Raw genomic sequence first — 20,607 nt, forward strand, 5'->3', positions numbered from 1 at the left:
TTAGAAAGGATCCCGCAGGATAACCCAGAAGATGCTGGCTCGCACCGCCTCGATCTGAGCGAGGCCGTAGTAGAGCAGGAAGAGCTGAACGAGCATCGGCGTCCCGCGGATCACATAGGTGTATGCGAGCACCGAGAGCGAGAAGCCGGGGCGTCCAAACGCGCGGATGAAGGCCAGCGGGACCGACAGAAGAAACCCGGCCGTCAGCGACAAGACCGTCAGGGCCAATGTGAGACCAACGCCCGAAGGCAGGACAACCATTGCGTCGAACATCAAGCCGAGGTTCATGTGTCGCTCCCTCCTACCGGCCGAGTGCCGGATAGCGCCGCTCGGCCAGCCGGATCGACAGCAGCGTGACGGTGGTCAGCGAGAGATAGAGAGCGGAGGCCGCAAGGTAGAAGGTCAACGGAGCGCGCAAGGATCCGGCCCCCACATACGCAACGCGCATGATGTCGGTCAGGCCGACGATCGAACCCAGCGCGGTATCCTTGAACAGCGAAATCCAGAGATTGCCATAGGCAGGCAGCGCCAGCCGCAGCATCTGCGGTCCGATGACGAACATCCAGCGCTGCCAGGCATTCAGCCCAAGCGACTTTGCCGCTTCGGTTTGACCCGCTGGCACAGCCGCAATGGCGCCCCGAAACACTTCGGTCGCATAACCGCTGAAAACGACCGAGAGCGCGATAACGCCTGCGGTGAATGCGTTCACCTCGACATACCGGCCGGCGATCTTGCTGGCGAGCGTCGTTCCGCCGAAGTAGATGAGCAGGATAATGAGAAGTTCTGGTACACCACGGACAACCGTCGTGTAGGCCGTCACGACACGGGTGAGGTGCGTTTGTGCCGTGCCCTTCGAAATAGCCAAGAACAACCCAAATGCCGTACCAAGGCAGCCGCTGACAAGGGCCAGGCTTATGGTCACGGAGAGTGCGACAGCAAACTGATTAGTAAAACCACCCATGGGGCGCTTTCCTCGACTCGCAATTACCGCAGATTACGTCGGTCTTTCTCGCCAAAACCGAGAGGTATAACCCAAGGTTGCGAATTGTTATATTTGTAATTTGGAGTTACTTTGAGGTATTGGCTAATTCTATCGCTCAAAATTATACACTCAATCTATAATTTTTATTATTTGATCTATAACCCACCGTTATATACTGAGGCGGTTCGTTGCTCCCGCAGGTTGGCGTTATCCGCTTCCCGGGTAGCGTTGTCGGGGAAAGGTGCGCAGGGAATGGAGCTGCTGCAAAGCGACCTCAAGCTCCGTCAGCTGAAGGTCTTCCGGGAAGTGTTGCGGGCCGGTTCGACACGGCGGGCGGCGGCTGCGCTCGGGATAAGCCAGCCGGCCGTCAGTCAACATGTGAAGCAGCTCGAGACCACGCTCGGCATCACACTCTTCAAGAGATCAGCCAACCGCATCGTTCCCTTGCAGGAAGCCTGGGAACTCCTGCGAAACGTAGAACTTGCCCTGACGTCGCTGGATCGCCTGGAAGCGTCGATCTTCGCGATGAAGAACGAGGAAAAGCAGCGGATCGCGATTGCCGCGCCTTCTGTGTTCAGTTTCGTGACCTTGCCCAAGGTCGTGGCGATCATCCATTCAAAGACCGCTTCGAATGTCCGGTCGATTTCGGGAAGCTACGAGCAAATCGGCGAGCACATCCTGGCAGGGCGGGCGGATCTCGGAATTTCGAGATTGCCCCTGGATCCACGTCTGTTTGAATGGGCGCCGCTCGGGTCGGCACGAAACGTATGCATCTTTCATCCCGACCACCGCTTCTCAAAACAGACCTGTATCGAGGCTCAAGACCTGGCAGGCGAAACGATCGTCGATATCGATCCGCAGTTCGCCGCTCACCAGATGAACTTCAATGCCTTGCGCTTCGCCGGCGTTGAGCCAGACATACTGGTGGAATTCGATTGCAACGGTCACGAAGCCGGATACGTCTCGGCTGGCCTGGGCATTTCGATAACCAATGAGATCATCGCCCGTGAATACGCGGCGTTTAACCTCGAAGCAAAACCGGTGGAACCGTCCGCGCTTTATCACTACGTTGCGATTTGGCAGAAGGGACGGACCTTTTCCAACGCATTGAATGTATCGCTTGAGGCGATCATCGCCGCGTTTTCCCAGATGCCGTCCGCTAGAGGGGGATCATCCCTTGAGGGCTGATATCCTCGGCAGCCGCTGCCCTTGAACAAGAGGCAGGGGTTCTTTCTGACGGAGCAATCGGCCCGCGTCCTTGAACAGAATCCGGGCTTTTGTGCAAAATAGCCCCGATGTCAGGTTGTCTTGATGCCGATCTTGCGGCGCTTGGCCGGCGCCGGCAACGTTACGGGTTCAGGCGCTACGGCCTTCCGTCCCAGGCCGATCGCCTTTGCCATCGCGGATCGCACCGCGGCATAGTTCGGCGCAACCATTGGGTAATCGGAGGGCAGGCCCCATTTCGCCCGGTACGCATCCGGCGAAAGATCGTAGTGAGTGCCAAGGTGCCGTCTGAGCGATTTGAACTTCTTGCCGTCTTCCAGGCAGATTATGAAATCGGGCGTCACCGATTTCTTGATCGGGACTGCGGGTGTAGGCTTCTCTTCCGCTTTGGGTGGGAGTGCTCCCTGCAGCTTGCTGATCGCTCCATAGGTATCGGCAATTACCCGGGCGAGTTCTGCGACTGGAACCGGGTTGTTGCTGACATAGGCGGAAACGATGTCAGCTGTCATCTCCAGCAATTCCGCGTCGGAGTTAAGATCTTCAGGCATTTGGCCAACCCTTCATTTGCTCTTCAGTTGCCGTAGCCCCGATCTACGTCAGCAGCCTCGCTACAGCAAAGCGCACCGGGTGCACAAGACGAGAAGTTGCAAAGAGAGACGTGGCGGGGGCATGGGTCACTAAACTCTGCATGAAGCAGCTCAGTCGAGGCACCGCTCAGCAATGAAGGTGGAAGTGCAATTGGGCGGGAGGGCGGAAGTTGGTTTTTGAGCGAGCCTTGTTATGCGGCCGGCTGCATGGCTGCCCTCACTAGCATGCCGAACAGATCTCGCGGCTCGTCGGGATCGGCGAGCTCCTCGTAGAGGCCGGTCGCTTGTGGCTGGCGCGCACGTATCGCAGCGCCGAAAAATCCTCGATGGCGAAGCCGACGGAATCGAACAGCGTGATCTGCTGACCTCCCGGCGGCCTTGCGCCCTGGCGTCCCGGAATTCGGTCACCGAGGGACAGTTGGAGTCCAGCTGCTGGATCTCGCACTCGATGGGTGTCTGTGGTGGGAATTCGACGAAAATGTCGGAGCCCAGCAGGATATCGCGGTGCAGTTCAGTCTGACCGAAACCTTAAGCTTCGACGTTGATCGCGCTCATCTACGCCCCGGAGGACCCCTTCAACAGCTCTTCTATAAAATCAGCCACAATTGTCGAAGGCTCCCTTTGAGGCGGAAGCAACAGAAGCGTCCGAAAGTGAATTGCTGGCTCGAACGGCACGATCATCATTCCCCGTCCGAGGAAGGGGTCCGCCGTAATCGGATTGACCATGCCGCAGCCAAGACCAGCCTCGACCATCGCCGCGATCGTCGTCGAATAAGGGGTCTCCAAGACAATTTTTGGCTTCACCCCATGCTCCGCGAAGATCGCCTCCGCCTCTCGCCTTGTCGTGTCCTCCGGCGCGAGTGCGACGAAGTTTTCATCGTGGAGGTCTCTTGGATAGATAACTGCTCTGCCCTGCAAACGGTGGCCCGGAGGCAGGGCAATGGCAACCTGATAGCTGGCAAAGGGCCGAGCGATGACGCCCGCGAGATCGATCTCGTCCGCCGCCACACCGACGTCGAACTGGCCGGAAGCAACCAACTCCTTGACCGAGGACGACATCCGCGCTTGGAACGTTATAGCCACCTGCGGGTGGCGCTTCTGGAACGAGCGCATGACTTTTGGCATGACGTTAGTGCTTAACGCCGACAGGCTTGCCACTCTTATTTCGCCCGACCCAAAGTCTCTTATACGCGCAGCCGCACTCTTGAGATGGATCAGGCCGGAAAACGAGGTTTCAACCTCTCGGAAGAAGAGCCGCCCTTCCGCAGTTGGGCTCATGCGCCCCTTAGCGCGATTGAACAGCGCAAAACCAACGGTGCGCTCCAGCTCCTGAACAGCCTTGCTCACGGCCGGCTGTGAGATGCGCAGGACCTCGGCCGCACGTGTCGTCGTGCCGTTTGTCATCAGGGCGTGGAAGACTTCGATCTGCCTCAGGTTCATCTGACCCTATAACCTCCGCGAATAGTAAACCGTAATCTTGATATTAGACCGCATAGTGAGGAGTGTGCTTAAACAATCGCCATGTCCAGGGGGTGGCGAGAGAATGAACGACTTTACTGAAGTGGTGCTGACCCCGAAGGTTAGGAATGAGGGCTTCGATCCGCTTGGAACTGCGGTCCACAGAGCCTCGACAATCGTGTTCGAGAATGCGGAGGCATACGCCAACCGCGCGCAGCGCGGGCCTGAAGGATATTCCTACGGCTTGTACGGCACGCCGACGACGCGCACGCTCGAACAAAAGCTTACCAAGCTCGAAGGAGGCGTCCGGACGTTCCTCGCCCCTTCTGGCCAAGCGGCCAACTCGGTAGCGATGCTTTCTTTCCTGAAGGCTGGCGACAACATCCTCGTTGTAGACACGTCCTACCCGCCCGTCAGGGACTTCGCTAACCAGGACCTGGCACGCTTCCAGATAGAGACGAGGTACTTCGATCCATCCACGATCGATGATCTCGAAAGCAAGATCGACGAGCGCACCGCGATTATCTGGTGCGAGTCTCCTGGTTCGACGAGCATGGACGTCCAGGACATACCAGCCATTGTGGCGGTGGCCCGGCGCCGCGGCATTCTCGTCGGATGCGACAACACTTGGGCGACGCCGCTGAACTTCAAGCCGATCCTGCACGGCGTCGATATCGTCACAGAGGCGTTGACCAAATACATCTCCGGGCACTCCGACATACTGATGGGATCGGTTACGATCGCCCATCCCGAACACGAGGCTGTGGTCAAGGGTTTCATGGGACGCTTTGGGATAGGCGTCTCGCCGGACGACGCGGCCCTCGTCCTGCGCGGCATGGAGACACTCGGCATCCGGATGCAGCGCTCGTTCGAAAGCGCGCGGACCTTGGTCGAACAGATCGAAGGGCATTCGTTGGTAGACCGCGTGCTGTGGCCGCCACTCGCCCATTCGCCTGGTCATGAGTTCTGGAAACGCGACTTCGTTGGAGCGAGCGGGGTATTCGGCGTGCTATTCAAGGACGCCTGCACCGCACATGTCTCACCGGCGCTCGACGTCTTGACGACATTCGCCATCGGCGCCTCCTGGGGAGGTACCCGCAGTCTCGTCGCGCCGATGCCCGTCCGGCAGAACAGAACGGCGACAGAATGGCTCGCGTCCGACCTCGTGCTGCGCATCAGTGTCGGGATCGAGGCGCTTGAGGACTTGCAGGCGGACGTCGCCCGCCTGCTCGAAGACATATCTGTACGGACCGCACAAGATCGGTCCGGCACGGGAGCTCGCTCCTACGGGTAATCAAATCAAAAACAAGGGGAATGGAACATGGACAGCAGCAAATTCATAACAATTCACAGACGGTCGTTTCTGACAGGATTGTCCGGCATGATTGGCATCGCCGCCGGCGGCTCCCTTTTTCCGAGCATGGTCGCGGCCGCGGCTGATAATGATACGCTTAGGATCGCCATCTCTGTGGCCCCCGGCGACCTGGACCCTCACAAATTCAAGGGGCTCTACGCGGTCCAGGACATGGTGTTCGAACCACTCGTCACGTACTCCTATGACGGAAAAATTGAACCTGGACTGGCGACCGCTTGGTCGATCGAGAATGAGGGCAAGCTCCTGCGCCTGACGCTCAGAGAGCAAGTTGTCTTCCATGACGGGACACCATTCGACGCCACCGCCGCCAAGTGGAACCTGGGGCGCTGGATGGGGCAGGCTGACAACAACTGGATGAACTGCTCCAGGCTCTTCGTGGACGCCACTGTCGTCGATGACAATCATATCGATATCCGCTTCAAGGAGCCTGTTCTTGGGCTGCTGCAGGAATTGGCCTATGTCCGCCCCGGTCGATTCCTCAGCCCGAAATCGGTCGCAGCTGACGGGAGCTACAAGGCTCCGGTCGGGACCGGCCCATGGCGTGAAATCAGCGCGGATAACTCGGGCAGCGTCTTCGAGCGGTTCGACCGCTATTGGGGCGAGAAGCCCAAGTTCTCGAAAGTCCAGTTGAAGGTGCTCCCCGACTCTCGTGGCCGTATGGCTGCCCTCCGAGCCGGCGATATCGACCTAATGGGCGGGGCCTTCGTATCGCCGATCACCGCGATCGAGGCCCAGACCTTGAAGCAGGCGGGGCTAGACGTCGTTGTGGAACCCGGTTCGACGACGATGATCATGGCATTCAATCCCGACCGGGCTCCAGCTCTCAAGGAAGTCGCAGTCCGGAAGGCCATCGATATCGGCATCGACCGGGCAGCAATTTCAAAGGTACTTTATCGCGGGATGGCAGCGACGTCGGCCAATCTCTTCGCCGAATCCGTGCCACTGGCCGGAAAGCGCTATGAGGTTCCCCAGATCGACGTCGAAGGTGCTAAGGCGCTTTTGGAAAAGGCAGGATGGGTCGGCAGTCCTGTGAGAGAGAAGGATGGCTCTCCGCTCGCTCTCGAAATCGTCGTCAGTGAAGAACAAATTCCCGGATCGAGATCCGTCGCCGAGGTGCTTCAGGCGGAACTGCAGGAGATCGGCATTCAGCTTACGATCCGCTCGGTGGACCATGCCTCGCGACACAGCGATATTCCCGAACGCAAGTTCGATCTTGCTTTCTTCCAGACATACGGCGCTCCGTACGAGCCTTTCGCCACAATCGTCGGTCTTTTCCTGTCTACCTACGACAACGGCGTCGACGGTAAGCTGTTCGTCGACGCTGAGCGGCTCGATCCGCTCGTGACCGCGACGATGTCGGCGTTGGATCCAAACATGGAAGCCAACGTCCAGAAGGTTTACGATTGGCTGCACGATAACGTCGCCATCGCTCCACTGCTTTACGTGCCAGGTATCTGGGCGCACTCCAGCCGCGTCAAAGATTTCAAGGCCCCGGCAACGGAGTACGATATGCCTTACGAAAACATCAGCCTGAGCGAATAGGAGACGCCGTGTTCTTCTTCATCGCAAAGAGAGCCCGGAACGCGCTCGTTCTGCTTTTTCTGGCTTCGGTGTTGTGCTTTTCCCTGGTGGTGTCAGCCCCAGGCAACGTCGCCATCTTGATTGCGGAGCTTCGCACTCCAACGGCGACCAAGGCGGACATTGCCAAGGTCGCGGAGGAAATCGGCCTGAACAAGCCATTGCTCATTCGATACACGGACTGGCTTGGCAATGCCGCTCACGGCAACTTCGGCATCTCCTACAAGACTGGGGAGGACGTTGGAAACGCTCTTCGGAGCCGGTTATCGGTTACTGCGACGCTGGTCGCCGGCGGAGCCGTGGTCGCCCTCGTCTTGAGTTTGCTCATAGGATTTCTAGGGGCGCTGTGGGCACACAGAATGCCCGACCACATTGCACGCGGACTGGCGTTGTTCGGTGCATCCACGCCCTCGTTCTTCGTCGGTGCGCTTCTGGTCTATGCTTTCTCGGTGTCGTTCAAGATATTTCCGACATTCGGCTACGACGGTTTTCGCAGCTTCATATTGCCATGGCTCACAATAGCGATGCTGCCTGCCGCTGTCCTCAGCCGCGTCGTCCGAGTCGGCCTTGAGGAGGCCATGGCGCGTCCGTTCGTCCTCACCGCGATGAGCAAGGGCTTCAAACGTGAGCGGATACTTATGCGCGACGCTTTGCCCAACATTGCGCCGACCTACCTGAATGCGCTCGGAACTCAGATAGGTCTCATGGTCGTCGGCGCCGTCGTGGTGGAGCCGCTGTTCGCCTGGCAGGGGGTCGCAGAGCTGTTCCTGACCGGGGTCCGGTTCCGCGACTTCATGGTGGTGCAGGCCTGTCTGCTGATCTTCATAACCTTCTTCATTATCTTGAATGTGATCGTGGACGTCCTGATGATGCTCACCGATCCGCGCATGCGCCGGCAAAGGAGCGGATCATGAACATAGTAGGCAAATTGGCAGACCCGATAGGAAAACTGCCGCGCGCATCCGTCATCACCATTGGCGCTTTCGTATTCATCGGCGTGTTCGCACCGCTGCTCACACCTCACGCACCGAACACCCAGAATCTGCTGCTCGCAGGCGAAGGGCCAACCATGACACACTGGCTGGGCGCCGACCACCTTGGCAGGGACACGCTCAGCAGGCTGATAACCGCTGCCCGGACCTCACTTGTCGGCGTCTGTCTCGTGCTCGTCATCGCCCACACGATAGGAACCACCATCGGAACGGTCGCCGGATATCGACGCGGCTGGACGGACGAGATCCTCATGCGCATTGTCGACGTCGGTCTCGCTATCCCAAGCCTTATCATTTCGCTGGCGGTTATCGGCGTATTCGGGGCCAGCTACTGGAACATGATCCTGGCCTTGGCGCTGGCTTGGTGGCCGGGTAGCGCTCGCGTCAGCCGCGCGGTGGCCGTGAGCGTCATGAACAAGCCTGAGATGGAGGCGCTGCGCGTCCTTGGTGCTAGCCCTATGCGGATCTACTTCGTCCATCTTCTTCCAACGACGCTCGGCGCCGTCCTTGTCTATGCCACGGCAGACGCGGGCGCAGTAGCTCTGGCGATTGCCACTCTGAGCTTTCTCGGCCTCGGTATCCAACCGCCGACCCCGGAATGGGGGCAGATGCTGGTCGATGCGCTTCCCTATCTGGAAACCGATCCACGGCAGGTCGTTCTCCCGGGTCTTGCCCTTACGTTGGCCGTGATTGGATTCAATATCCTAGGGGAAGCAGTCGCGCTGAACCGCGTGCCGACCCCGCTCACGAACAAGATGCTTGTCGCCCGTCGCCGCGCCACGGCGCTCTGGGCAAAGGAGTCGATCTGATGCCCGCTGAAACCGTACTGGACGTGAGAAACCTGACGGTCGATCTCCTAACTCGCCATGGGGCGGTCCGTCCGGTCGATGGCGTCAGTTACTCGATACGACGCGGGGAGACGTTGGCTGTCGTAGGCGAGAGCGGCAGCGGCAAGACCGTGATGAACTTCGCTCCTCTCGGTCTGATGCCGCTTGGTGTAAAAGCGGACGTTTCGGGCTCAGTGGTCTTCGACGGCACCGAACTGGTTGGAGCCTCGGAGGATAAAATCAGACACTTCCGTGGAAAGTCGATAGGCTTCATTTTTCAGGACCCGATGAGTGCACTGAACCCCGCAAGGAGGGTGGGGCGGCAAATCGCGGAGATGGCTGAATTCCACTTGGGCATGTCGGCAACTGCCGCCGAAGCAAGGGCGCTAGACCTTCTTAAATTGGTCGACATATCCGACCCGGCGGCGCGACTAAGGCAGTATCCTCACGAACTGTCCGGTGGCCTCAGGCAGCGCGTGATGATTGCAATTGCCATCGCGGCCGAACCCAAGCTCTTGATTGCGGACGAGCCGACCACCGCGCTCGACGTCACCGTTCAGGCCCAGATCCTGCGCCTGCTCAAGAACATTCAGTCAAAGCTTAAAATGGCGATGGTTCTCATTACTCACGACATGGGCGTCGTCGCAGGATCGGCAGACCGAGTGGTCGTCATGTACGCAGGCCGGAACGCGGAAACTGGTCCCGTCGAAAAGGTTCTGGTTTCGCCGCATCATCCCTACACAATGGGGCTGATCGACGCCATCCCGCGACGTGAAGACGCGGTCGGGGCACCCTTCCGGGGACTCCCCGGCGTGCCGCCTATACTCGCGGCGCCCATTGTCGGGTGTGCTTTTGAGCCGCGCTGCGTTCATTCGGTCCAAAGCTGCAAATCGCATCGGCCCAGGCTCGTCGAGACGCTCGATCCTTCGGTCTTTGCCGCATGTCCTGTGATCAACAACCACCTCTTGGAGAGAGTAAGCTGATGGCTGTTCTCGAAGTCGAAAACCTTGTGACGAGCTATCCCAGCGCGATGAGGGGCAAGACCATCAAGGCCGTAAATGACGTGTCAATCACGTTGAACGCGGGCGAAATCGTCGGCCTCGTCGGCGAGTCTGGCTGCGGCAAGTCGACACTTGGCCGATCCATCGTGGGGCTGGAGAAACCTCAGTCGGGTAGAGTGATCTTCGACGGCGTCGATCTCGGATCCCTCTCGGGCGGACGCCTTAGGGAAGTGCGCCGTGCCGTCCAATACGTGTTCCAGGACCCCTACGCCTCGTTGAACGATCGACAGACCGTTGGCGAAGCAATCGCAGAGGCTCTGATCATCAAAGGGATGCGCTCGAAGGAACAACGGGCGGCGCGTACGACGGAGCTGTTGGACCAGGTCGGACTGGCGACCCAGGTCAGGGACCGGTTCACCCGAGAGCTGTCCGGTGGTCAGCGTCAACGTGTGGCAATCGCGAGGTCACTTGCCGTGGAGCCGCGGGTGCTGATCTGCGACGAGCCCGTTAGCGCGCTCGACCTTTCGATCAGGGCGCAAGTGATGAATTTGTTCATGGGACTGCGCAGGGACCTTGGCGTCGCCTGTCTGTTCATCGCTCACGACCTCGGCCTCGTTCGACAGGCTTCGTCGCGTGTTTACGTCATGTACCTTGGTCGGATCGTCGAGATGGGAACGTCTGAGGACGTCTACAACCATCCGAGCCACCCCTACACCCAGTTGCTGCTGGCATCGGTTCCAGCAGCCGATCCCATTGAGGAGAGAAATCGGAAGGTCCCGCTGCTCGTGGGAGAAATACCGAGCCCGACCAATCCTCCGTCGGGATGCGCGTTTCGGACGCGTTGTCCACTAGCTGTCGCCGACTGTGCGACAGCACTCCCGCCTCAGATCGAGGTCAGTGCCGGTCACCGGGCGGCGTGCGTGCTCGCGGAAAAGGTCTTCCGTGGAGAACGCAGTGCTCTCGACGTCCCGCCTGAATCCGGAAGAATGCCCGGGCAAGTGCGTCTGATGACTGCCGCCGCCCTCTGAAATTAATCATTCAAGATCGAGTCGCACCTGCATGAGTCTGTCATCGGACATCGCCCTGCTGTCGCTTGCGGAACTGTCCCGCAGACTTCGCGCGAAGGAAATATCTCCCCTTGAACTCACGAAGACGTACCTCGACAGAATCGCTGGGCTGGATCAGAGACTTCACAGCTTCAACTCGCTGCGAGCTGAAAGCGCGTTGCAGGAGGCATCTGCGGCGGAGCAGGCGCTCGTGCGCGGGGAGTGGCTAGGCCCTCTGCACGGCGTGCCCATTGGCATCAAGGACCTGATCGATGTCGCGGGACTGCCGACCACGGCGCAGGCTGTTCATCGGCGCGACGCGATCGCCAGCGAGGATGCAGGCGTCGTCGCATCCTTGAAGCGGGCCGGCGCGATTATCCTCGGGAAGCAAGCAACCACCGAATACGCAGTCTCCGGAACGCAGTTCGATCTTGGCTGGCCGCCCGCCCGCAACCCGTGGAACCTCGATCTCGACCCATCGTCGTCATCGAGCGGCTCGGCGATTGCGGTTGCGGCGGGTTTGTGCGCCGGGTCGGTGGGGACGGAGACCGCAGGCTCGATACGAGATCCTGCCGCGTGGTGTGGGGTCGCAGGTCTAAAGCCGACCGACGCGCTGGTAAGCCGAAAGGGCGTACTTCCGCTGTCACGATCAATGGATTGCGTCGGTCCGCTAGCCTGGACGGTCGAGGACTGCGCCCTGATGATAGCGTCGATGGTGTCGACGGATACTGACGATATTTTGCTTAGAGGTTTCAAGAGCCCCGATATCTCAAGGATAGGAGAAGGCATCCGAGGTCTGCGTGTCGGCGTCATAAGGCAATTCTACGAGGGCGATCCCGACGTCGATCAGGACGTGCTCGACGCGATGGAGAATACGCTCGCCGTCGTGCAGGAGCTTGGCGGCCGTGTTTCCTCCGTGAGATTGGCGGATTTCGGCCTATACGGTTCCGTCGCAAGAAACATCACCTGGCCGGAGGAATACGCCGAACACCGGGCGGAGCTCGATGCCTATCCAGAACGGTTTCATCCTGTCAGCCGCTCCCGCCTGCAGGACGGGAAAACCGTTTCGGCGGCTGACTATATTGATGCCCGCCTTCGGCAGGCGGCGCTGACTGAAGAACTCGCCGACGTTATGGAGGACGTCGACGTCCTTGTCCTGCCGACGATGAAGACGCCCGCTCAGATCCTCGGTTATGAGATGACGGAGATGGGCGAGATCGAACTTTCGCTCAGCCGTCCTTTCAACCTTACTGGTAGCCCGGCGCTTGCGATCTGTAACGGCTTTACCGCGACGGGACTTCCGATCTCGATGCAGATCGTGGGCCGCAAGTTTGAGGACGACACAGTGCTGAGGGCGGGACACTCCGTGGAGCAGGCGCTGGGACTTCGATCCAGGAGGCCGGTGGTGGCGACAGAAAATCCCGGGTGAGACCCGCCAAAGCGCAGCCAGCCGAAACGCGTCGATCTCATGGCGCCTTCGGACCTATGTGCAGAGCAATCTCCCAAAGGAGGTGCACTCGGTCAATGCCACGCTCGTTTTCGAAGACCTTGCAAGGCAAACGCCTGGCGGAGATGCCAGTCAACCTGAGCCGCCAACTACGCTGCCCTCGCCGCTTGGATAGTGTGCAGCATTTCCGGCTTGAGATGCGTATACCGCCGCAACATCTTCCAATCCTTGTGACCCGTGACCAGAGCTACCTGTTCGATCGTGAATCCAGCTTCGAAGAGGCGGCTTGTTCCTTCATGCCGCAAGTCGTGAAAATGAAGGTCGTGGATGTCCAGGTCAGCGCACCCTAGACGGAAGGCGGTGCCGACTGACCTATGATTGAATGGGAAAATTCGATCATCGTCATTGCTTCGCTTGGCCAGTCGGTCCTCGACAATGGCCCATGCGTCGTACCCAGTTGCCGCGAACAAGGGTATGCGTTGATTGTTCCCGTTTTTGTTTCGCGGGTCTTTCCGGTCACGGATGAGAAGCATCCGCGTGCGGGCGTCCATGTCGGACCACCGCGCCTTGCAGATTTCCTCCTGGCGCATCGCCGTTGCGACGGCGAAACGTATTATCTGACCAACCGGCGCTATTTGACGAGGATTTGCATCGAAGTGGGCGATGAGCCTGTCGAGTTCATCCTGGGTCGGCCTCCTGTCGCGCTGATTGCCCTTACCAACGAGGCCAAGCCTCTTTAGGGCAATACGCGCGAGATCAACCGGTTCGACCTTGACGGGCAGGCCGTGCACCGCAGCGGCATGAGCCAGTATGAGTTTTACAAAGCCGATGTCGATGCCGAGCGTCATCGGTCCGGCACCTTGGGCGGCCCGGTCGCGCCCAAAACGAATGAGCCGTTCGCGATCGAGAGCCGCGATGTTGCACTTCCCCAGATGTCTTTGGAGCATATCGAGAGCCGCAGCCTTGGAGCGGCGAGGGGACTTGCCTACATCACACATGTCGTCGATATGAAGGTCGATGAGTTCACCGAAAGTCTTCAGGCGGGCCAAACGGGACTTGGTCGGCGTCTCACCACGATCGACTTGGCGCTCGGCTTCGGTTGCCCAGCGCCGTGCGTCGTCTCGGCGCAGGAAGGTCTCGCTGACGTAGCGACCCTTGCGACGGACTTGGACGCGCCAGGAACCGGACGAGAGTTTTGTGTAGGTGGCCATTTTTTCGTGTGCGCTCCGTGTGCACTGAGAGATCGAAATGTGGCGAAAAGGGTCGTATTCTGGCGTAAATTCGTGTGCACTCGGTAGGTTCTAACGATTTGATGTTAAAGAAAAAATGCTGAAAAATCAAGAGCATAGACTGGCTATTGCACCCATGATGGACTGGACCGACCGGCATTGCCGGTTCTTCCACCGCCAGTTGACGCAGCGTGCGCTGCTCTACACCGAAATGGTGGTGGCGGACGCTGTCATCCATGGTGCGCGCGAGCGGCTGCTTGGTTTTGACGAGACCGAACATCCGGTGGCACTGCAGCTCGGCGGCTCCGATCCGCAAAAGCTGGCCGAGGCGGCGCGCATCGGCGAGGGCTTCGGCTACGACGAGATCAATCTCAATGTCGGCTGTCCGTCCGACCGCGTCCAGTCCGGCACGTTCGGCGCCTGCCTGATGAAAGTGCCTGACCTCGTCGCCGATTGTGTGGCGGCGATGAAGGCGGCGGTGAAAATCCCGGTGACGGTCAAATGCCGCATCGGCGTCGACGAGCAGGATCCGGAGCCCGCGCTCGACGCGCTGGCCGACGGCGTTTTCGCGGCCGGCGCCGACGCGCTGTGGGTGCATGCGCGCAAGGCTTGGCTGGAGGGTCTGAGCCCGAAGGAAAATCGCGACATCCCGCCGCTCGACTATGACAGGGTCTATCGCCTCAAAGCGGGAAAATCGAACAAATTCATCGGCATCAACGGCGGCGTTCAATCGCTCGAAGAGGCGGCTCGCCACCTCGATCATGTCGATGGCGCCATGCTTGGCCGCGCCGCCTACCACACGCCAGGCATCCTGGCCGGCGTCGACGCGGCATTCTACGGCGACAAGGCCGGCGCCTACGATTTTGCCGCGCTGATCGACACGATGGCCGACTACGCCGCGCGGCATATCGAGCAGGGCGGGCGGCTCGGCCACGTCACCCGCCACATGGTCGGGCTGTTCCACGGCCTGCCGGGCGCGCGCCGCTTCCGGCAGATACTGTCCACCGACGCGACGAAACCCGGCGCCGGACCGGATGTGCTGAAGGCAGCGTTCGCTGCCGTCGATTTCGACCGTGTTGAAAAGGCCGCTTAAGCAGTTCAGTCGCGCAGAATCATCCGGTCGCCGCGCACGTCGAAACCCGACAGGGAACCGATGAAGTTCATGCCGAGCAGGCTCTGGCTGAGCGCGCCGGGCGCGGCGACCATCACCTGCATGTTCTTGCGCACGATGCCGCCGATCGCCAGTTCGTCGGTGCGCACCGAAGCGGCGCGTGCCATGCCATTGGCGGTCGAGACCGGGACGGTGAAGCTCAGCGCGGCCGGATTGAAGCCGGCCGCCTGCGCGTCTTCGGCGGTGAGCACTGTACTGGTCGCGCCGGTATCGACGACGGTGCGGATCGGCGCGCCGTTGATCGTGATGCGGGCCTCGAAATGGCCGCTGCCGGCCTTGTCCAGGGTCACGGTGGCATGGCCGTCCTCGACGCCGAGCGCCAGCGGGCTGCCGGGAACGAGGCCCGCCGTCACCCGGCTGGCGAAATCCTGCAACTCGTAGCGGTACTGGTAGCCGGCGACGAGCGCCAGCACGATCAGGGCCCACGTGCCGAGATTGCGGGCCATGACGCCCAGCGGCCTGCCGGACCGGACAAGGCCGGCGCTGACCAGCAAGCCGATCGCCCCCAGCCAGACCAGACGGCTGAAATCGTAATTCTCGATGCCGAACGTGCTGCCGGCGTTGTTGTTGATCATCAGCAGCATCAGCCCGAGGCCGATTGCCGCCATCACGATCCAGAACAGTCGGTTCATTGGACCTGCCGCCTCAAGAGAGGACGTCGCGCTCGCGCGCCATGCGGCTGCGGCGTGTTTCCCGGCGCGGCCGGCGCTCGACCGTTTCCAATCGGGCCGGCAACTCGGCCATGACGCTGCGGCGTACCTCCGGCGTCATCCCCATCCAGGCGCCGATTTCATCGCGCGTGCGGCCACAGCCGAAGCAGAAGCCGGTTTTCATGTCGATCGAACAGACCAGGATGCACGGGGATTCGATGGCCGTCATGACTTTCTCTTGAAGGTTCCGTCCGGAATCCCTCGTTCCATCTCCACATGGTGCAACGGCAAAGCCAATGCAAGCCCTTCGGAATGCGGCGCGGGCAACCGCTTTCGCGCCAATGTCGAGGGGAGTTGTGCCGGCCGGGCAAGGCGGTTATGCCGCTGATCAACCACAGGGAATGATCAGGACCGACATGACCAGCGCGCTGCCCTTCGACGACTTTCGCAATCTGCTGGCGAGCCTGCCGCCTGCCGATACAGTCGCGGAAAACAGGGTGCGCACCCTGTTTTCCAAGGCCGACAAGCCGAAAGCCTCGCTTGGCCGCATTGAGGACATCGCCGCCTGGCTTGCTGCCTGGAGCGGGCGCGCCCCGCCGGCGGTAAACCGGCCCCTGGTGGCGATCTTCGCCGGTAACCATGGCGTGACCCGCCACGGCATCTCGCCGCGCCCTGTCGCTGAGACCGCAAACGCCGTTGAGCTGTGCGCCGCCGGCGGTGCGGCAATCAACCAGATTTGCGTCGCCAACAATCTTGGCCTCAAGGTGTTCGACCTGGCGCTGCACATTGCGACCGCCGACATCACCGAGGACGCCGCCCTCGACGAACGCGGCTGCGCCGCCACCATGGCCTTCGGCATGGAAGCCATTGCCGGTGGCTCCGATCTGATTTGCCTCGGCGATCTCGGCGTCGGCAACTCCACCGTTGCGGCGGCTTTGTGCGCCGCCCTGTTCGGCGGCAGCGGCGCCGACTGGGTCGGCCCCGGCTCCGGTGCCGACGCGGCCATGCAGGCGCGCAAGGCTGATGTAGTCGATGCAGCCGTCGCCTTCCATGGTGCGGCTCTGAAGGACCCCCTGGAAGCACTGCGCCGGGTCGGCGGCCGCGAATTCGCGGCCATTGCCGGCGCTATCCTCGCCGCCCGGATGCAGAAAATCCGGGTGCTGCTCGACGGCTTCGCCGCGACCGCCGCCGCTGCCGTGCTGCACGCCGCCAACCCGGGTGCGCTCGACCATTGCCTGCTGGCCAGTCTGTCGCCGGAGTCCGGCCAAAGGCTTGCCGCCGAGCGGCTCGGCCTCAGGCCGCTGTTCGATCTCGGCATCAGCCACGGCGAAGGGGTAGGGGCCGCCCTTGCCGCCGGTCTGGTCAAGGCGGCGGCGCTTACCAGTTCGGGCATGGCGGCGGCGGTCAAAGCCTAGAACAAGCTGTCAACGTCGGCGGGCCGCCGCCACGGTCTTGGTTGGCAGCGCCGGCAGTTCCTCCATCACTCGGGCGAGCGGGAAGATGGCGATTGCCTCGGTGCCTTCGCGCAATTTCGACTGAAGTTCGAATTCGCCGCCATGCATGGCGAGCAGGCCCTGCACAATCGGCAGTCCGAGCCCGGTGCCCTGTTCGGCGCTCTTGATGGCGATCGAGCCCTGGCCGAAGGCGGACAGCACGATCGGGATTTCGTCTTCCGGTATGCCCGGCCCATTGTCCTTGACCGAAATGTACTGGCCACCGCCCGCCGTCCAGCCGACGCGCACGCGAACTTCGCCGCCGGTGGCGGTGAATTTGATGGCGTTGGACAGGAGGTTGAGCGTGATCTGCCGCACCGCGCGCTCGTCGGCGAACAGCCGCGGCAGGGCACTTTCGAAATCCTGGACGATGCGGATGTCCTTGTTGCGCGCCTTCAATTCCATCATGTGGCAGCAATCTTCGGCGATGTTGAGCAGCATTACCGGCTCTTCGTTGAGCTGATAGCGGCCGGCCTCGATGCGCGACAGATCGAGGATTTCGTTGATCAGGTCGAGCAGATGCTGGCCGGAATCGTGCACGTCGCGGGCGTAGTCGCGATAGGTCGGGTTGCTCATCGGCCCGAGCACCTCATTGGCCATCACCTCGGAAAAACCGAGAATGGCGTTGAGGGGCGTCCTGAGCTCATGGCTCATAGAAGCAAGGAAGCGCGACTTCGCCAGATTGGCGTCTTCGGCCCGCCGACGAGCTTCGTCCGACATCGATTTCGCGGTCTCCACCTCGGCGAGCAGCGCATCCTTTTCGGAGCGGAAGGACAGAAGTATCAGCGACGAGCGGTTGAGATGGCGCGCGATATAGGCAAAGAACGGCAATGCCGCGACCAGCAGGGCGACCATGATCGTCCCGACCGGCACCCAAAATTTCGTTTCAGCATAGGCATAGACCGCCACCGGAACGACGAAGGTGGCAAGCAGCGAGCCGCGCAAGGACGACGCCATGATAGCGGTCGTCGCCATGGCCAGCAGTAGCACCATCGCCTTGGCCACCTGGAACTGGTCGATCTGGCAGGTGGCGCAGCCGAGCCAGGCGAACCACGCCCAGCCGAGGCCGCACAGCGAATGGCCGATCAGGAAATCCCTGCGGGTGCGAACAGGGTTGAGCTCGGCGGCTTCGGTGCGGCCGACGCGCCGCGCCATGAAGGCGACGATCGAATAGCAGATCAGGGTGAACAGCGCCCAGACGCTGATCTGTTTGTCCACACCGGCCAGCAGCCCGGCCGCCGCGACCGCCAACACCAGCAGTGGGATGACGGCTGCGCCGCCCACCATGGTCCCGGCGTGCAGCTTCAGCAGCTCGCGGTCGAAGTCGAGATTGCCGACCTGCTGCGAAAGACGGTCGCGCGTCTTGCGCACCGCGCGCGCCACATCGCTGTTGCGGTGCGGTTTCCGGCGGTCCACAATGAATTTATCCGCTGTGTTCGAGCGTAGCAGAGGCATGGAAACTTCGATTTATGCGCGCAGCGATCTCAATTCGTTAAGCTACGTTCGAATGATTAAGAGACTGTTTGCCATATGAGCCGTTCGTGGTCGCCAAGGCCGCGCCGGCGATACTATCCGCCGCCGCCGCGAAGCCTGTGGCGCAAGCTGCTGGATTACGCGCTGACGTTCATTCTGCTCGGCCTGCTGATCCTGCTCGCCGCACGCCTCGACCGTTTCGAGACGCGCAAGGCGCAAGGGGCGGCGATCGTCAACGATGGCGATTCACTCACTCTTGGCACCGAACGTATCCGCATGCGCGGCATCGACGCTCCGGAATACCAGCAGATCTGCCGTAGGGATGGCGCAGACTACGCCTGCGGCAGGCTGGCGCGCCAGGCGCTGGTGCAGCTGATATCAGGCAATCCGGTGACCTGCAGCGGCTGGCAGCGCGACCGCTACGGCCGCCTGCTCGGCGATTGCAAGGCCGGCGGCAAGGATCTCAACCGGGCCCAGGTCGAGGCCGGCTGGGCCATTGCCTATGGCGATTTCGACACCGAGCAGGGCATTGCCCGCGCCGGCAAGGTTGGCATCTGGGCCGGCACGTTCGATGAGCCGCAAGACTGGCGCGAAAGCCACCACGGCGGCCCGCTCGAAAGAAAGCACGGCACGCTGGCTTCGGTCGGTGACGCCTTGCGAGAGATGTTTCGCTTCTGGTGACGAGCACTATAGTTGAAGGACCATATCGGGAGGAAAGCATGAAACTGTTCGATGGCGGCCGCGCCCCCAATCCGCGGCGCGTGCGGGTTTTCCTCGCCGAGAAGGGCATCGCAGTACCACTGGTGCCGGTCGATATGGGTGCGATGGGGCACAAGCAGGAGCCGGTCAGGTCGCGCAACCCGCTGCAGCGGCTGCCGGTGCTCGAGCTCGACGACGGTACCATCCTCACCGAATCCGTCGCCATCTGCCGCTATTTCGAGGAACTGCATCCCGAACCCGCGCTGTTCGGGCAAGGCGCGCTCGGCAAGGCCAAGGTCGAGATGTGGCAAAGGCGCATGGAGTTCAATCTGCTCAGCTGCGTCGCCCAGGCTTTTCGCCACATCCATCCGGCGATGAAGGAATGGGAAATTCCGCAGATCCCCGAATGGGGCGAGGCCAACAAGGCGAAAGCGGTCGAATTCCTGAAACTGCTCGACCCCGAACTGGCAAACCGCGAATTCGCCGCCGGTGACGCCTATTCGATCGCCGATATCACCGGCATGATCGCCATGGATTTCATGAAACCGGCGCGCATCAAAGTGCCGGACGAGTGCACAAACGTGCTGCGCTGGTACAGCGCCGTCTCCAGCCGTCCGAGCGCTTCCGCCTGATGGAGGCGGAACTCGAACGCTTGACGGCAAAGGTCCGCGCCTGCCGCATCTGCGTCGACACTCCGGTCGGCAGGCCACTGCCGCACGAGCCGCGCCCGGTGCTGCTGCCATCATCCAGCGCCCGCATCCTGCTCGCCGGCCAGGCGCCAGGCACAAAGGTGCATTCGTCTGGCATGCCGTTCACCGACGCGTCCGGCGACCGGCTGCGAAGCTGGCTGGGCGTAACCAGCGAGGAATTCTACGACACGGAAAAATTCGCCATCGTGCCGATGGGCTTTTGCTTCCCCGGCCAGGACGCCAAGGGCGGCGACCTGCCGCCGCGCCGAGAATGCGCGCTGGCCTGGCGCGCGCCGCTGATGGCGCTGATGCCGCAGATCGACCTCGTTTTGACAATCGGCTCCTACGCGCAATCCTGGCATATGGGCGCCACGCGCCGGCCGTCGCTGACCGAAACCGTGAAGGACTGGCGCACCATCTGGGATGCGCCGGCCAGCCTGAAAGTGCTGCCGCTGCCACACCCGTCATGGCGCAACTCAGGATGGCTGAAGCAGAATCCATGGTTTGAAATGGATTTGCTGCCGTTTCTGAGATCGGAAATCCGCTATCGCATAGATTAGACTTTAAGCAAGATATCACTCGCTTTTGTGCCATCCGGCAGAATTTCTTTCTTGTGAAAGGTCGAAATAAGAGGGAGTATAGCCAATCTATTCCCAAAGCGCGTCGCGCCCGAGGGAACGCGGCCT

21 protein-coding genes and 1 pseudogene are annotated in these 20,607 nt (G+C 61.0%); 13 read left to right on the plus strand and 9 right to left on the minus strand.

Annotated features, from left to right (window positions below; all coding sequences use genetic code 11):
* Both NLY33_RS20525 and NLY33_RS20530 read right to left on the minus strand, forming a co-directional pair.
* On the minus strand, window positions 1-288 hold the full coding sequence (locus NLY33_RS20525) for an ABC transporter permease subunit (RefSeq protein ID WP_031196301.1): 288 nt from the start codon (window positions 286-288) through the stop codon (window positions 1-3).
* A 13-nt stretch (window positions 289-301) separates the two neighbouring features.
* Window positions 302-961 (minus strand): ABC transporter permease, encoded by a 660-nt coding sequence (locus NLY33_RS20530; protein WP_023708335.1) that lies wholly within the window; start codon window positions 959-961, stop codon window positions 302-304.
* Window positions 962-1,234: 273 nt separating this feature from the next.
* Here NLY33_RS20530 and NLY33_RS20535 point away from each other — a divergent pair, with 273 nt between their 5' ends.
* Window positions 1,235-2,170 carry a LysR family transcriptional regulator gene (locus tag NLY33_RS20535; protein WP_023708336.1) on the plus strand — a complete coding sequence of 312 codons (936 nt, stop codon included), beginning with the start codon at window positions 1,235-1,237 and terminating at the stop codon, window positions 2,168-2,170.
* A gap of 110 nt (window positions 2,171-2,280) precedes the next feature.
* Here the strand turns inward: NLY33_RS20535 and NLY33_RS20540 are convergent, their stop codons facing one another.
* From NLY33_RS20540 to NLY33_RS20550, 3 genes and pseudogenes are all read right to left on the minus strand, one after another.
* Window positions 2,281-2,754: a Ros/MucR family transcriptional regulator gene (locus NLY33_RS20540; RefSeq protein ID WP_023708337.1), complete on the minus strand. Its 474-nt coding sequence runs from the start codon at window positions 2,752-2,754 to the stop codon at window positions 2,281-2,283.
* Between the two features lie 259 nt (window positions 2,755-3,013).
* A pseudogene (locus NLY33_RS20545) lies at window positions 3,014-3,303 on the minus strand (hypothetical protein).
* Between the two features lie 45 nt (window positions 3,304-3,348).
* Window positions 3,349-4,233, minus strand: a complete 885-nt coding sequence (locus NLY33_RS20550) for a LysR substrate-binding domain-containing protein (protein ID WP_023708338.1) — start codon at window positions 4,231-4,233, stop codon at window positions 3,349-3,351.
* Between the two features lie 103 nt (window positions 4,234-4,336).
* Between NLY33_RS20550 and NLY33_RS20555 the strand changes: the two genes are divergently transcribed.
* From NLY33_RS20555 to NLY33_RS20585, 7 genes are read left to right on the plus strand one after another with little or no spacing between them, the layout of a single operon-like run.
* Entirely contained in the window at window positions 4,337-5,545 is a 1,209-nt protein-coding gene (locus tag NLY33_RS20555; protein ID WP_023708339.1) for a trans-sulfuration enzyme family protein, read from the plus strand.
* 27 nt (window positions 5,546-5,572) lie between these two features.
* Window positions 5,573-7,168, plus strand: a complete 1,596-nt coding sequence (locus NLY33_RS20560; RefSeq protein WP_245261120.1) for an ABC transporter substrate-binding protein — start codon at window positions 5,573-5,575, stop codon at window positions 7,166-7,168.
* Window positions 7,169-7,176: 8 nt separating this feature from the next.
* Entirely contained in the window at window positions 7,177-8,118 is a 942-nt protein-coding gene (locus NLY33_RS20565; protein WP_023708341.1) for an ABC transporter permease, read from the plus strand.
* Window positions 8,115-9,005 (plus strand): ABC transporter permease, encoded by an 891-nt coding sequence (locus tag NLY33_RS20570; RefSeq protein ID WP_023708342.1) that lies wholly within the window; start codon window positions 8,115-8,117, stop codon window positions 9,003-9,005. Before NLY33_RS20565 ends, NLY33_RS20570 begins: the two co-directional genes overlap by 4 nt.
* On the plus strand, window positions 9,005-10,006 hold the full coding sequence (locus tag NLY33_RS20575) for an ABC transporter ATP-binding protein (RefSeq protein ID WP_023708343.1): 1,002 nt from the start codon (window positions 9,005-9,007) through the stop codon (window positions 10,004-10,006). The genes NLY33_RS20570 and NLY33_RS20575 overlap by 1 nt, the downstream gene beginning before the upstream one ends.
* Window positions 10,006-11,052 carry an ABC transporter ATP-binding protein gene (locus NLY33_RS20580; RefSeq protein WP_023708344.1) on the plus strand — a complete coding sequence of 349 codons (1,047 nt, stop codon included), beginning with the start codon at window positions 10,006-10,008 and terminating at the stop codon, window positions 11,050-11,052. The genes NLY33_RS20575 and NLY33_RS20580 overlap by 1 nt, the downstream gene beginning before the upstream one ends.
* 31 nt (window positions 11,053-11,083) lie before the next feature.
* The gene (locus NLY33_RS20585) at window positions 11,084-12,499 is read left to right on the plus strand and encodes an amidase (protein ID WP_023708345.1); all 1,416 of its coding nucleotides are present in this window, start codon (window positions 11,084-11,086) and stop codon (window positions 12,497-12,499) included.
* A 167-nt stretch (window positions 12,500-12,666) separates the two neighbouring features.
* Here the strand turns inward: NLY33_RS20585 and NLY33_RS20590 are convergent, their stop codons facing one another.
* The gene (locus NLY33_RS20590) at window positions 12,667-13,728 is read right to left on the minus strand and encodes a site-specific integrase (RefSeq protein ID WP_023708346.1); all 1,062 of its coding nucleotides are present in this window, start codon (window positions 13,726-13,728) and stop codon (window positions 12,667-12,669) included.
* A gap of 115 nt (window positions 13,729-13,843) precedes the next feature.
* Between NLY33_RS20590 and dusA the strand changes: the two genes are divergently transcribed.
* The gene (gene dusA, locus NLY33_RS20595) at window positions 13,844-14,839 is read left to right on the plus strand and encodes a tRNA dihydrouridine(20/20a) synthase DusA (protein WP_023706854.1); all 996 of its coding nucleotides are present in this window, start codon (window positions 13,844-13,846) and stop codon (window positions 14,837-14,839) included.
* A 5-nt stretch (window positions 14,840-14,844) separates the two neighbouring features.
* On the opposite strand, the gene NLY33_RS20600 is transcribed toward dusA, so the two are convergent.
* On the minus strand, window positions 14,845-15,549 hold the full coding sequence (locus NLY33_RS20600) for a TIGR02281 family clan AA aspartic protease (protein WP_023706853.1): 705 nt from the start codon (window positions 15,547-15,549) through the stop codon (window positions 14,845-14,847).
* A gap of 13 nt (window positions 15,550-15,562) precedes the next feature.
* A complete protein-coding gene (locus tag NLY33_RS20605; RefSeq protein ID WP_023824914.1) occupies window positions 15,563-15,796 on the minus strand; it encodes a DUF1289 domain-containing protein in 234 nt (77 codons plus the stop codon).
* A gap of 187 nt (window positions 15,797-15,983) precedes the next feature.
* On the opposite strand from NLY33_RS20605, the gene NLY33_RS20610 reads away from it, so the two are divergent.
* Window positions 15,984-16,982 (plus strand): nicotinate-nucleotide--dimethylbenzimidazole phosphoribosyltransferase, encoded by a 999-nt coding sequence (locus tag NLY33_RS20610; RefSeq protein ID WP_023688518.1) that lies wholly within the window; start codon window positions 15,984-15,986, stop codon window positions 16,980-16,982.
* A gap of 9 nt (window positions 16,983-16,991) precedes the next feature.
* Here NLY33_RS20610 and NLY33_RS20615 read toward each other — a convergent pair whose 3' ends face one another.
* Complete coding sequence (locus tag NLY33_RS20615; RefSeq protein WP_023708347.1) at window positions 16,992-18,515, minus strand: sensor histidine kinase; 1,524 nt, start codon at window positions 18,513-18,515, stop codon at window positions 16,992-16,994.
* A 75-nt stretch (window positions 18,516-18,590) separates the two neighbouring features.
* On the opposite strand from NLY33_RS20615, the gene NLY33_RS20620 reads away from it, so the two are divergent.
* Genes NLY33_RS20620 through NLY33_RS20630 form a run of 3 tightly spaced genes read left to right on the plus strand, consistent with a single transcriptional unit; the run spans window position 18,591 to window position 20,481 of the window.
* Window positions 18,591-19,214 carry a thermonuclease family protein gene (locus NLY33_RS20620; protein ID WP_023708348.1) on the plus strand — a complete coding sequence of 208 codons (624 nt, stop codon included), beginning with the start codon at window positions 18,591-18,593 and terminating at the stop codon, window positions 19,212-19,214.
* A gap of 38 nt (window positions 19,215-19,252) precedes the next feature.
* Window positions 19,253-19,864: a glutathione S-transferase gene (locus tag NLY33_RS20625; RefSeq protein ID WP_023708349.1), complete on the plus strand. Its 612-nt coding sequence runs from the start codon at window positions 19,253-19,255 to the stop codon at window positions 19,862-19,864.
* A complete protein-coding gene (locus NLY33_RS20630; RefSeq protein ID WP_023708350.1) occupies window positions 19,864-20,481 on the plus strand; it encodes a uracil-DNA glycosylase family protein in 618 nt (205 codons plus the stop codon). Before NLY33_RS20625 ends, NLY33_RS20630 begins: the two co-directional genes overlap by 1 nt.
* The last annotated feature ends 126 nt before the right edge of the window (window positions 20,482-20,607 follow it).

This window comes from Mesorhizobium sp. C432A (genome assembly GCF_030323145.1).
Classification (GTDB): Bacteria; Pseudomonadota; Alphaproteobacteria; order Rhizobiales; family Rhizobiaceae; genus Mesorhizobium.